This window comes from Streptomonospora mangrovi (assembly GCF_027604915.1).
Taxonomy (GTDB): Bacteria; Actinomycetota; Actinomycetes; order Streptosporangiales; family Streptosporangiaceae; genus Streptomonospora; species Streptomonospora mangrovi.
This window is the reverse complement of the sequence record NZ_JAJAQC010000024.1, coordinates 101,734-114,349: the sequence shown is the minus strand read 5'-3', so window position 1 is coordinate 114,349 and position 12,616 is coordinate 101,734. Positions and strand designations below refer to the sequence as shown.

General features: G+C 74.8%; 10 protein-coding genes. 2 read left to right on the top strand and 8 right to left on the bottom strand.

The features are described from left to right. Positions 1 to 201 precede the first annotated feature (201 nt). Complete coding sequence (locus tag LG943_RS15075; RefSeq protein ID WP_408648597.1) at positions 202 to 882, bottom strand: SigB/SigF/SigG family RNA polymerase sigma factor; 681 nt, start codon at positions 880 to 882, stop codon at positions 202 to 204. A 609-nt stretch (positions 883 to 1,491) separates the two neighbouring features. On the opposite strand from LG943_RS15075, the gene LG943_RS15070 reads away from it, so the two are divergent. After that, entirely contained in the window at positions 1,492 to 2,340 is an 849-nt protein-coding gene (locus LG943_RS15070) for a glycosyltransferase family 2 protein (RefSeq protein ID WP_270072917.1), read from the top strand. A gap of 5 nt (positions 2,341 to 2,345) precedes the next feature. Continuing rightward, positions 2,346 to 3,257, top strand: a complete 912-nt coding sequence (locus tag LG943_RS15065; RefSeq protein WP_270072909.1) for a glycosyltransferase family 2 protein — start codon at positions 2,346 to 2,348, stop codon at positions 3,255 to 3,257. A gap of 163 nt (positions 3,258 to 3,420) precedes the next feature. Here LG943_RS15065 and LG943_RS15060 read toward each other — a convergent pair whose 3' ends face one another. From LG943_RS15060 to LG943_RS15030, 7 genes are all read right to left on the bottom strand, one after another. After that, positions 3,421 to 4,134 carry a GAF and ANTAR domain-containing protein gene (locus LG943_RS15060; protein WP_270072908.1) on the bottom strand — a complete coding sequence of 238 codons (714 nt, stop codon included), beginning with the start codon at positions 4,132 to 4,134 and terminating at the stop codon, positions 3,421 to 3,423. Positions 4,135 to 4,824: 690 nt separating this feature from the next. After that, positions 4,825 to 6,147, bottom strand: coding sequence for an ABC transporter substrate-binding protein (locus LG943_RS15055; protein ID WP_270072907.1), 1,323 nt, complete (start codon positions 6,145 to 6,147; stop codon positions 4,825 to 4,827). Positions 6,148 to 6,209: 62 nt separating this feature from the next. Continuing rightward, positions 6,210 to 7,289, bottom strand: a complete 1,080-nt coding sequence (locus tag LG943_RS15050) for a branched-chain amino acid ABC transporter permease (RefSeq protein WP_270072906.1) — start codon at positions 7,287 to 7,289, stop codon at positions 6,210 to 6,212. A 2-nt stretch (positions 7,290 to 7,291) separates the two neighbouring features. After that, a complete protein-coding gene (locus tag LG943_RS15045; protein ID WP_270072905.1) occupies positions 7,292 to 8,143 on the bottom strand; it encodes a branched-chain amino acid ABC transporter permease in 852 nt (283 codons plus the stop codon). Positions 8,144 to 8,151: 8 nt separating this feature from the next. After that, positions 8,152 to 8,877 carry an ABC transporter ATP-binding protein gene (locus tag LG943_RS15040; protein WP_270072904.1) on the bottom strand — a complete coding sequence of 242 codons (726 nt, stop codon included), beginning with the start codon at positions 8,875 to 8,877 and terminating at the stop codon, positions 8,152 to 8,154. After that, positions 8,870 to 9,661, bottom strand: a complete 792-nt coding sequence (locus LG943_RS15035) for an ABC transporter ATP-binding protein (RefSeq protein WP_270072903.1) — start codon at positions 9,659 to 9,661, stop codon at positions 8,870 to 8,872. The genes LG943_RS15040 and LG943_RS15035 overlap by 8 nt, the downstream gene beginning before the upstream one ends. A 161-nt stretch (positions 9,662 to 9,822) precedes the next feature. Then, complete coding sequence (locus LG943_RS15030) at positions 9,823 to 12,609, bottom strand: helix-turn-helix transcriptional regulator (protein WP_270072902.1); 2,787 nt, start codon at positions 12,607 to 12,609, stop codon at positions 9,823 to 9,825. Positions 12,610 to 12,616 lie beyond the last annotated feature (7 nt).

The following is a 12,616-nucleotide window of genomic DNA, read 5'->3' as shown; positions in this document are numbered from 1 at the left end:
GTGGGCGGGCATGAGCGGGGCGAGCAGGTCCCACTCGGCGTCGGTGAGTTCATGGCGTCGGACCATGAATCCCAAGGATTACCGAAGACCAGCCCGCCCCGCAGACCTTTCAAAAAACAGGACCTAGCGGGCCGGCCGCGCACACGGCGGCGCCCGGGGCCGGTGGCCCCGGGCGCCTTGTCGTGCGCCTCCCAGCGCGCGCTACTCGTCGGGCATGAGCTGCTTGCGCAGCTTGGCAAGCGACGCCGAGAGCGTGCGTGAGACGTGCATCTGCGACAGGCCGACGATCTGGGCGATCTCGGCCTGCGTCTTGTTGCCCGCGAACCGCAGCAGGACGATGCGGCGGTCACGCGCCGACAGGGTGGCCAGGGCCGGGCCGAGCGACGCGCGGTCGGCGACGCCCTCCAGGTCGTGGTCCTCCTCGCCGAGCGTGTCGCCCAGCGTCTTGTCCTCCTCCTCGGCCCCGTAGGGCACGTCGAGGGACAGGGCGCTGTAGGCCGACGAGGCGTCGATCAGCTCCAGAGTGTCGTCGACACTCATCTCCAGCCGTTCGGCGATCTCAGCCACCGTGGGCGAACGCCCGAACTCCTGGGCGAACGTCGAGGTCACCCGGTTGAGTTCGGGCCGCTTCTCCTGGTACTTGCGCGGCACCCGGATGGCCCAGGTGCGGTCCCGGAAGTGGCGCTTGACCTCCCCGGTCATCATGGGGAGGGCATAGGAGATGAACTCCTTGCCGTAGTCCGGGTTGAAGTCGCGGATCGCCTGGACGAGGCCGACCGTCACCACCTGGCGCAGGTCCTCCTCGGGCTCACCGCGGTTGCGGTAGCGGCGGGCGATGCGCCGGATCACCGGGGCGTGCAGATCCACCAGGTTCCGATAGATCTCGTCCCGTTCCGGCGATCCCTTTTCGGTATTGCTGAGTTGTTCGAACAGCTCCCGTGTCCTGGCGTAGTACGCCTCATCGGACTTGCTGTTCTTGCCGTTGGTACGGCGGGTACTGCGCGGACGCGGTACTGCGGTCTCTGTCCGTTCGCGGACAACGCTCGATGGAGCCATCGTCGTCATTCCTCGCTGCGTCGGATTCGGACCGCCGACCACCTGCCTCCTGACGAACGGCGCGTTGTGCTGCGCCGATGCGGAACCCTTGGATATACGGACCTACCGCAGCGGGGACCGGGAGACACGTGATGGGCGTCGTCAGGCCGCGCTTTCGGACCTCCTGCACAACATTCTTGACCATATCGAGACCCACTCGATCCGGCCACCCCGGGGACGCTAACGATAATCGGCCTTTGCGTCCAATTGGGAAGTGATAGCCGCCGATGTCCGGGTAGGCGGGAAGGTCAAGGAGTCTGTCTGGAACCCGCATAACCCGACCCGGAGGTCCATGTGCGCACCGGCGCCACCGACGCCCACGCCTCAGGCGCGCGCCCCGCGCCCGCCCCCCGCCCGGCACCCGGCGGCGCCCCCGAAGACCCGGCCGCCGCGCGGGTGGGGATCGTGATCGCCACCCGCGACCGGCGCGCCGAACTCGCCACCACGCTGCGCCGCCTGGCCGCCGCCCAGCCCGGAGCGCCCGTCACCGTGGTCGACAACGCCTCCACCGACGGCACCCCCGACCTGGTGGCCGAGGAGTTCCCGCGCGTGCGCCTGGTGCGGCTGCCCGAGAACCTGGGCTGCGCCGCCCGCAACGTCGGGGTCCGCCACACGCCCACCGACTACGTCGCCTTCTGCGACGACGACTCCTGGTGGCCCGCCGACGCCCTGGCCCGCGCCGCCGCCGCCTTCGACGCCCACCCCCGGCTCGGCCTGGTGGCCGCCGCCACCTTCGTCGGCGAGGAGGAGCGCCCCGACCCCATCAACGACCTGCTGGCGCGCGGCCTGGGCCCGGCGCCGCCCGGCCTGCCCGGGCCCCGCGTCCTGGGCTTCCTGGCCTGCGCGGCGATCGTGCGCCGCGAGGCGTTCCTGGCCGCCGGCGGGTTCAGCGAGCTGCTGTTCTTCACCCACGAGGAGGCGCTGCTGGCCCAGGATCTCGCCGCTCTGGGCTGGGAGGCGTGCTACCTGCCCGAGGTCCGCGCCCACCACCACCCCTCGCGCAGCCGCCCGCCCGGCGCCTGGCGGCGCCGCCTGGAGCTGCGCAACCGGGTGCTGGTGCACTGGCTGCGCCGCCCGGCGGGCCGCGCGCTGGGCGCGACCGCCCAACTGGCGGCGGCCGCCGCGTCGGCGCCCGAGGCGCGCGGCGCCCTGGCCGACGTCGCCCGCGACCTTCCGCGCACGCTGCGCGCCCGCCGCCGGCTGCCCGCCCGCGTCGAGCGCGACCTGCGGGTGCTGGAGCGGTGACGGCGGTGGCGAAAACGTCCGACCGCGACCCGCGCATCGGTGTGGTAATCATCACACACCAGCGCCGCTCCGAACTGCTGCGCACCCTCACCCACCTGACCGCCCTGCCCGAGCGCCCGCCGCTGGTCGTGGTGGACAACGCCTCCACCGACGGCACCGCCGAGGCCGTGGCCGCCGACTTCCCCGACGTCCTGCTGGTCCGGGCGGGCGCCAACCTGGGCGCGGTGGGCCGCAACATCGGGGTGGAGGCGCTGGAGGTCCCCTACGTCGCCTTCGCCGACGACGACACCTGGTGGGAGCCCGGGTCGCTCACCCGCGCCGCCGACCTGCTGGACGCCCACCCCGACGTCGCCTCGCTCACCGCGCGGATCCTGGTGGAGCCCGGGGGCACCGAGGACCCCATCACCCCCGAGCTGCGCCACTCGCCCGTGCCGGGCCGGCCCGGCCTGCCCGGACCCGCCCTGCTGGGCGTGCTGGCCGGCGCCTCGGTGCTGCGCGTCAGCGCCTTCCGCCAGGTCGGCGGGTTCCACGAGCGGCTGTGGCTGGGCGGCGAGGAGGAGCTGCTGTCGCTGGACCTGGCGGCGGCCGGTTGGTGGATGTGCTGGATCGAGGACATGGTGGTGCACCACGCCCCCTCGCGCGGGCGCGACAGCACCGCGCGGCGCCGACTGGGGATCCGCAACACGCTGTGGACCGCCTGGCTGCGCCGCCCCGCCGGGGCCGCCCTGCGCCGCACCGGCGCGGTGCTGGGCGCGGTGCCGCGCGACACCGCCAGCGCCAGGGCCGTGGCCGCCGCGCTGGCCGGGCTGCCCTGGGTGCTGGCCCAGCGCCGGCCGGTGCCGGCGCGGGTGGAGGAGGGGCTGCGGCTGCTGGAGGCGCCCCAGCGCAGTTCGCCGGCGCGCCGCTACGTGGGCTGAGCCGCCCGCCGGGGCGGAGCCGGGGGCCGGTGCCGGGCCCGCACCGCGCCCGGATCCGGGGCGCGGGCGGCGGCACCGGCGCGCGCGGCCGGCGGCGGCGCGTGCGGGCTCGGCGCTCGGCGTCGGCCGGCCCGGCGCGTCGGCCGGGGCCGGGTGGCCCGCCTCAGCGCCCGGAGTCCGGCGGGCCGGTGGGGTCCTCGCCGGTGCGGGCGATCTTCTCGGCCAGCTCCGCCAGCTTGACGTTGAGGTTCTGCGAGGCCGCCTTGAGCCGCTCCCACGCCTGCTCGGCGGTCATCTGGTGGCGCTCCATCAGGATGCCCTGGGCCTGCCCGATGGTCTCGCGGGTGTCCAGCGCGCGGTTGAGGTTGGCGATGCGCCGGTTGGCCTCCAGCGCCGAGGCGGCCTGCGCGGAGTAGATGACGCCCACCTCGTGGGCGCGGTCGTCGAAGGCGTGCGCGGCGCGGGCGTAGAGGGTGAGGGCGCCCAGGGTGCCCTGGGCGGTGAACAGGCGGAAGCTCAGCAGGCTGCCGACGGGAAGCTTGGCGGCCTCGGCGGCGTAGCGCGGCCAGCGCCGGTCGGCGGCGACGTCGGGCAGGTGGATGTGGGTGCTGGACCACATGGCGTCGATCGAGGGGCCCTCGCCCAGGCTGCGCTGGAGGTCGTCGCTGCGGCGCACCACCTCGTGGGTGTAGACGGGGGTGTCGACCTTGCGGCGGGACTCCACCAGCGCGACCCCGGCGTGGTCGCAGCCGGGGACGGTGGCCACCGCCAGGTCCACGATCCGCTGCATCGTCTCGTGGACGTCGGGCTCGGCGAACAGCGACCGGACCACGTCGGCGAGGCTTTCCGGGAGGGGTGACTGTTCGTTGTGGAGCATCGCACGCCCTTCTGTGCCGTTGGACGAAATGCCGGGTCCGGACCACAACCCGGAGTGAAGCCGACGCACAGCACATGGCGCCAGTCGGCGGGACCGAATGGCTTCTCGGATGGTGGACCGGGATGCGACCGAACAAGGCCGCCGCGGAATTCACGCAGAGGTTTGCGAGTATTCCCGGCGGCCATGCCTGTGTCAACGACTGTACCCTAGGTGGCGCCCGCAACCGGCACGGACGCGGCATCGCGCCGTTGGCACTGTGGACCCGGGGCGGGCCGCCCACCGGTGCGGGGCCGCCGATCCACCAGGACGAACCGCGCGGCCGGCGCCCGCGCGCGCCGAGGTCCGGTGCGGGGCGCCCGCCGGGGCCGCGCGGGTCCGCCGCCCACGGTCCGCCCGCCGCCGCGCGGCGGCGGGGTGCGCCCGCGGCCCCCGTTTTCGTTGCGCCGCTATTCGTTTCCCCGGGAGGGTGCGCACCCGTGTGAAAGGCGATTAAAGAAAGCGGCAGTTTATGGAATGGCCGGATTGCCGGTGCCCGCCGCGCGGCGTTCGCAATTCCCGGCCATTCGCCCGCCCGGGGCGGAGCCCGCAAGGGGCTTTGGGCCCCCGCGCGCGGCCGGGCCCCCGCGCACGGGCGCGCCCGGCCCCCGTGGTCGGAGGGCCGGGCGCGCCCGTGTCGGCGGAGGGGCGGCGTCAGCCGCCGTAGAACTCGACCTCCCCGGGGTCGGGCCGCTCGACCTCGGCCTCGGTGATGTCGCCGCCCTCGCGGTCGGTCACCCGCGCCTCCTGGAGCACCTCGGGCTCGTCCTCGGCGTGGAACTGACTGACCAGCGCGCCGCCGAAGCCGCCGTGGTCCTCGGGCGTGGAGGCGAACGGCACCATGCCGGGGCCGGCCCAGTCCTGGGACTCCACGGCGTCGATCAGGCTCTGCCGCGTGAGGTCCTCGCCGGCCGCCATCAGCGCCTGGGCCATCATCGTGGCCTGCACCATGCCGTAGACCGTGGTGTTGGTCATCGGGCTCTCGGAGTCGGCGTACTCGTCGTAGATGTCGGAGTAAAGCTGGATCCAGGGGTCGTCGGGGGTCTCCACCGTGGGCAGGTAGCTGGTGTAGATCATGCCCTCCAGCAGTTGCTCGGCCGGCAGGTCCTCGGTGCCGGCCTCGGCCGCGAACTCCGACAGCAGCCCGGTCAGCGTGGCGGTGTCGGCGCCGATCGAGCTGACCACAAGCTGCGGCTCGTAGCCGATGCGCTGGGCCTCCAGGATCAGCAGCGCGGTGAACGCCGGGATGCAGGAGCACACCACCACGTCGGCGCCGGCCTCCTCCAGCGCCGCCACCTGCGGCCCCAGGTCGGTGTTGCCCGGGTCGTAGGCCTCGGAGGCCACCACCATGTCGCGGACGTACTGGTTGAGCCCGGCCTCGGAGTCGGTGCCCACGTCGTCGTTCTGGTAGAGGTGGCCCACCTGGGCGTCGGGCATGTTCTCGGCGATGTACTGCCCCTGGATCTTGGCCTCCTTGGTGTAGTCCACCTGGAAGCCGTAGCTGAGCGGGTACTCCTGGGGGCGGTTCCACATCAGCGCGCCCGAGGACACGAACAGGTCGGGCACGCCCTCCTCGTTGAGGAAGTCGATGACCTTGGAGTGGGTGGGCGTGCCCAGGCCGCCCAGCATCGCGAAGATCTCCTCGGTGTGCACCAGGTCGCGGGTGACCTCGATGGTGCGCGCCGGGTCGTAGACGTCGTCCTCCACCACGTAGTCGATCCGCCGGCCGTGGATGCCGCCGTTGTCGTTGACGTAGTCGAACACCGCCGCGTGGCCCACCGAGATCTGCGCGTAGCCCGGCGCGGCCGGCCCCGTCAGCGGCTGGTGGGTGCCGATGGTGATCGCGTCGTCGGTGACCCCCGTGGAGACGTCGAGGTCGGCCGCCGCGCCGTCCTCCACCTCGCCCGCGCCGCCGCAGGAGGTCGCCAGCAGGGCCGCGGCCATCAGCCCGGCCAGGGTGACTATCGGTCTTCTCATGTGTGCTCTCCCGGATAGGGGTGGGGGTGGGGGGACGGTGCGGGCAGGTGCGGGGAGGTCGGTCAGCGCCCGCGGCGGACCAGGCCGGCGAGCCGGCTGAACATCCCGTGCAGGCCCTGCGGCCAGATGAGGATGACCAGGATCAGCAGCACGCCGAAGAACACGATCGGCAGGTTGTTGGCGACGTTGGTGCCCAGGGACAGGGAGTGCGCCAGCTCCTGGCCCCACAGCTCGACGTAGACCAGCGCCACGGCGCCCCAGAACGCGCCCCACATGCTGCCCAGCCCGCCCAGCACCAGGGCCGCCAGCAGGCTCAGCGACAGCGCGACCGTGAAGGAGCTGGGGGTGGCGGTGCCCAGCAGGTAGGCCTGGCAGGCGCCGGCCAGGCCGCCGCTGCCCGCGCTGATGAGGAACGCGGTCACCTTGGTGCGGCCCACCGGGATCCCGGCCAGCGCCGCCGCCGACTCGTCGTCGCGCAGCGCCCGCATGCGCCGCCCCAGCCGTCCGGCGTTGACCGTGGCCAGCACCACCAGCCCGACCAGCGCGGTCAGCCACACCGCCGCCGCCTGCCACTGGCTGGTGGTCACCACCCCGGCCAGCGCGGGCGGCGCGCCGCGCACCGAGAAGGCCAGGCCGTTGCTGCCGCCCAGCAGCTCGGGGAAGCGCACGGTCAGCGCGGGCAGCCCCACCGCCAGCGCCAGGGTCGCCCCGGCAAGGTAGGGGCCGTGCAGGCGGGCGGTCGCCGCGCCCACCAGCACCCCGGCCGCGCAGCTCACCACCACGGTGAGCAGCATGTTCAGCCACAGCGGGAACGCCGGCTGGTGCAGCACCAGCAGCGCCATGGTGTAGGCGCCGATGAACATGAACGCGCCGTGGCCCAGCGACACCTGCCCGCTGTAGCCGATGAGCAGTTGCAGCCCGGCGATGGCCAGCATGTAGTAGCCCACGCTGCCGATGCGCAGGTCCTCGGCCGGGCCGGTCAGGGAGGTCAGCGCCAGCACCGCGGTGAATGCGGCCAGCGCCGCCAGGGGGAACCGCACCAGCGCGGGCAGCGCCCGCCAGCGCCCGGCCGCGCCGGGGCCGCCGCCGCGCCGCGCCCGGGGGGCCGGGGCGGTGGACTCGTGGTTGCGCAGGGACACCATGGCTACACCTTTCGCGCGGTCGGGCGGGAGAACAGCCCGTCCGGCCGGACGCTGAGGACCAGGACGAGGATGGCCAGGGCCGCCAGGGTGGTCAGCTCCGGCCCGGCGTAGCCGGACACATAGGACAGGCACAGGCCGATCAGGACGCCGCCCACCAGGGCGCCGAAGGGGTTGTCCAGCCCGCCCACCACGGCGGCGGCGATGGCGTAGACGAACACCGCGTCCAGCACGTTGGGGAAGATGAACGGCGGCGCGGCGAGCATGCCCGCCAGCGCGCCGATGAGCGAGGCGATGGCCCAGCCGGCGGTCAGCATCAGCCCCACCCGCACCCCCGACAGCCGCGCGGCCTCGGGGTGGAAGGCGGCCGCCCGCATCCGCAGCCCCAGCGGCGTGAACCGGTAGAGCGCGAACAGCAGCAGCGCGGCGGCGGCCACCGACCCCAGCGCGAACCAGTCGGAGGCGGAGAACCGGCCCCGGTAGTCCAGCGGGTAGGAGAAGGAGTGCGGCTCGTTGGACCACACCATGCCCGCCACGCCCTGGAGCACCAGCAGCAGGCCCAGGGTGACGATGATGGCGTTGAGCGGGGAGCGCCCGTGCACCGGGCGGATGAGCAGCCGCTCGGTCGCCGCGCCCAGCACCAGTCCGGTCACCAGCGCGGCGCCGAACCCCAGCCAGTAGTTGCCGGTGGCCTGGGACACCGTGTAGGCGATGTAGACCGAGATCAGGGCCAGCGCCGGCTGGGCGAAGTTCACCACGCGGGTGGCCTGGTAGATGATGACCAGCGACAGCGCCAGGGCGGCGTAGACCGCGCCCGAGGACAGCCCGCTGAGGGTCAGGTCGATGAAGTGGTTCACGGCTCCCCCTAGAAGCCCAGGTAGGCGTGGCGCATGCGGTCGTCGGCCAGGAGCCGCTGGGAGGTGTCGGACACCACGACCGCGCCCTGGCTGAGCACGAACCCGTGGTCGGTGATCGCCAGCGCGCTGCGCGCGTTCTGCTCCACCAGCACCACGGTCAGGCCCTGTGCGGCGCGCAGGTCGCGCAGCGTGCGCATGATCTGCCGGGTCACCATCGGCGCCAGGCCCAGCGAGGGCTCGTCCAGCAGCAGCACGCGGGGGCGGGCCATGAGCGCCCGGCCCAGCGCCAGCATCTGGCGCTCGCCGCCCGAGAGGGTGGCGGCCGGCGCGCCCAGGCGCTCGCGCAGCCGGGGGAACAGCTCCAGGACCTCCTCGCGGCGCTCGGCGCGCTCGCGTCGGCCCGCGCGCCACAGCCCGCCCAGGCGCAGGTTCTCCTCAACGCTCAGCTCCACGATCACCCCGCCGCCCTCGGGCACGTGGACCAGGCCGTGGTGCACGTGGCGCTCGGCGGGCAGCCGGGTGACGTCGGCGCCGTCCAGCAGCACCCGGCCGGAGGAGGCGCGCTTGAGGCCGCTGACGGTGCGCAGCAGCGTGGTCTTGCCCGCGCCGTTGGCGCCCAGCACGGCGCAGATCGCGCCGCGCGGCACCCGCATGGTCACCCGGTCCAGCGCGGTGACCGCGCCGTAGCCGGCGCTCAGCTCTTCGATGCTCAGGATCGGGTCGTCGTCAGGCATCGGAGTCCTCCTCGGCGGCGCCCAGGTAGGCCTGGGCGACCGCGGCGTCGGCCTGGATCTCGGCGGGGGTGCCCTGGGCGATCACCTGGCCGAAGTTGAGCACCACGATGTGGTCGCAGACGGCCATCACCAGGTCCATGTGGTGCTCGACCAGCAGCACGCCCATGCGGGCGCTGAAGCCGCGCACCGCCTCGCCCAGGGCGGTGATGTCCTCGCCGGAGAGCCCGCTGGCGGGCTCGTCCAGCAGCAGCAGTTCGGGGTCGGCGACCAGGGCGCGGGCCAGGGCCACGCGCTTCTGCACGCCGAAGGGCAGGGTCGCCGGCAGCGCCCGCGCGGCGTCGGCCACCCCGAACTCCTCCAGCGCCGCCATCGCGCGCTCGCGCAGCCGGCGCTCGTCGCCGTGGTAGTGGCCCAGGCCGGTGAGCATGGCGAAGGTGCCGCCGCGCGCGAGCCGGTCGGCGCCCACCATGACGTTCTCCAGGGCGGTGAGGCCGGGGAACAGGTTGAGGCCCTGGAGCGTGCGGGCGATGCGCAGGCCGGCCAGGTGGTGGGGGCGGTGCGCGCGCAGCACGCGGCCCTTCCAGGCGACGGTGCCGTGCTGGGGGCGGACCACCCCCGACACCACGTTGAACAGGGTCGTCTTGCCCGCGCCGTTGGGGCCGATCAGTCCCACGACGGTGCCGGGCGCCACCGCCAGCCCCACGTCGCTCAGGGCGGTCAGGCCGCCGAAGCGGACGGTGATCCCCTCGGCGGCGAGTAAGGGGTCGGGCGTTGTGGTGGTCATCGGCGCTCTTTCCAAGCCGGGGGCGGAGTGTCGCAAGTCACAGACCGTCCGGTCGGCATGTTGGGGACGGGGATGGGCGGAGGGTGCGGGGGTCGTGAGGTCACGGGCTGCGGGGGAGGAGAAAGGGGCGGGGTCGGGGGAGGCGGGCGGGGGCGCCCCGGTCAGCGGAACATGCGGGCCAGGTCCACGCGCGAGCGGATGTTGAGCTTGCGGAAGATCCCCCGTAAGTGGTGCTCGACCGTGCGCGGGCTGATGAACATGTGCGCGGCGACCTCGCGGTTGGTCGCGCCCTCGGCCACCAGCAAGGCGATCTGGTGCTGCTGGGTGGTCAGCCCGTGGCCGGCCCGGGCCGGCTCGCCCGCGGACTCCGGATCGCCGATCGCCCGCAGTTCGGCGCGCGCCTGCTCCACCCACAGCCGCGCCCCGATCCACTCGAAGGTCTCCAGCGCCTCGCGCAGGTGCTCGCGCGCCCGGCCCGGCAGCCGGTTGCGGCGCAGCACGGTGCCGTAGAGCAGCGCGGTGCGCGCCCGCTCCACGTCGTCGTCGCCGCAGGCCCGGTGAAGCTGCACCGCCTCGGCGAAGCAGCGCTCGGCCTCCTCCGGCGGCGCCAGCAGCCCCCGGCAGCGCATCGCCACCGCCAGCGCGCTCAGACTGCCGGTGGCCGCCGCCCAGGACTCGTAGGGCGCCAGCGCGGCGGCGGCGCGCTCGGTGCGCCCGGTGCGCACGCACGCCTCCACGAACACCGGCGCGGTCAGCAGCCGCATCGTGGGGTGGCCGTAGCCGGGTCCGGCGTGGGTCAGCGAGCGCAGCCGGGAGTAGGCGCCCGCCGCGTCGCCCTGGGCGAGGTCCAGCAGCGCCAGCGCCCACGAGCTGAGCGACGCCGGCAGGCCCAGGCTGTTCTCGCTGGCGCGCTCGGCCACCGCCCGCGCCCGCGCGTGGCAGGTCTCGACGTCGCCCTGGATGGCGGCCAGCAGGCTGAGCGCGGCCAGGTGGTGGGTGGCGCAGTTGGGCTGGGCGGTCTCGCGCGCCAGCCGCAGGCCGGTCATGCAGTTGCCGATGCCCGAGGGGAACCGGCCGCTCCAGAACTCCGAGTAGACGAGGAACTCCAGCGCCTGGGGCACCACCGCCAGCGCGCCCCGGCGCCGGGCGACGGCGACGGCGCGCGTGGCCAGGGAGTGCACCAGCGGGGCGTCGCCCAGTCGCAGCCCGGCGATGCTGGCCCAGATCAGCTCCACGGGGGAGTCGATCTCCTCGGCGATGTCGGTGGCCCGGCGCAGCGGGCCCACGGCGGCGGCGTACTCCCCGGCGAAGGACAGCGCGGCGCCCTCCATGAACGCGAAAGCCAGGCGCATGACCGGCGGGTCGTTGTCGCGGGCCAGCGGCGCCAGCCGGCGCGCGGCGGCGGCGTGGCGCACCGGGTCGCCGGCGAAGGAGGCGGCGTCGGCGGCGCGCATCAGCGCCCGCACCGCCAGTTCGCGGTCGTGGGGGATCAGCCGCTCGGCGGTGGCAAGGAGGGCGTCGGCGGTGTCCAGGGCGTTGCCTTCGCGCAGCCGGATCTGGCCCCGGATCAGTTCGAGCACGCCCTCCTGGCGGGGGGTGACCGCGTCGGGCTGGGCGCGCTCCAGCAGTTCGGCGGCGCGGTCGGGCATCCCCGCCAGCCAGGCGTCCTGGGCGGCGGTCGACAGCCGGCACGCCCGCAGGCGGGGGATGGGGGTCAGCTCGGCTGCCTGCTCCAGCGCGGCCGAGGCCACCGAGTGGCCGCTCAGCTCCTTGGCGGTGTCGGCGGCGGCGGCGAGTTCGGCGGCCAGGTCGGAGTCGGGGCCCTGGGCGGCGGCGGCGCGGTGGCGGGCGTAGCGGGAGGGGTCGCGGTGGGGGTCCAGCACCCGCGCCAGCCGGGCGTGGGCGGCCCGCCGCCGCACGACCGGGGCGGCCTGGTAGACGGACTCGCGCAGCAGGGGGTCGGCGAAGACCACCCGGGAGCCGTCGACGCGGACGACCCCGGCGTCCTCGGCGGGGGCGAGGTCGCCCACGGTGACGTCGGGGCGGGAAGCGGCGCGCACCAGCAGGTCGGCGTCGCACTCGGGGTCGGTGGCCGCCAGCAGCAGCAGGTGGCGGGTGGGCTCGGGCAGCGCCTCCAGGCGCGGCTCGTAGGCGCGGCGCAGGTCGGCGGGCAGCGGCAGGGTGCGGGGCAGGGGGCGCAGGCCGGCGAGCTGCTCGCGGGAGAGCGCGGCGGCGAAGGCGCGGGCGGCGGCGGGGTTGCCGTGACTGGCGGCGGCCAGGGTGCCGCGCACCCCGGCCGCCAGGCCGCCGGGGGCGGCGTCGCCCAGGACCTCGCTGACGGCGGAGTCGGGCAGCGGCGCGAGATGGATCGCCGGGATGCCGGGGACGACGGGTTTGGGCTGGTCGTCGCGGGCGGCGAAGACCATGGCCACGGAGTCGGTGCCCAGCCGGCGGGCGGCGAAGGCGAGGGCGTCCAGCGACGGCGCGTCCATGAGGTGGGCGTCGTCGACGACGGCGAGGAGGGGCGCGGCGTGGCCGAGCAGCCCGAGCAGGCGCAGCAGGCCGATGGACAGGGCGAACCGGTCGCTCTCGGCGACGCGGCCGGTCTCCAGCGCGTGCCCGATCACGTGGTTGTGGGGCGCGGCGAGGTCGGCCACGCGGTCGAGCACGGGCAGCAGGAGGCGTTGCAGGCCCGCATACGCCATGCCGCTCTCGGGCTCGGTGCCCTGGGCCCGCAGCACCAGGGCGGGGCGCGCGGCGGAGGAGGGGGACGGGGCGGAGGCTTCGGCTTCGGGGGAGGAGGCGCTGGACGCGGGGGAGTCGGGAGGCGAGAGCGCGGCCCGGTGGGCGTGGTCGAGCAGGGCCGTCTTGCCGGTGCCGGGGCCGCCGGAGACGAGCACCGCCGTCCCCTGCCCGGCCCGCGCGCCGTCCAGGGCGTTGACCAGCATGCGCTGC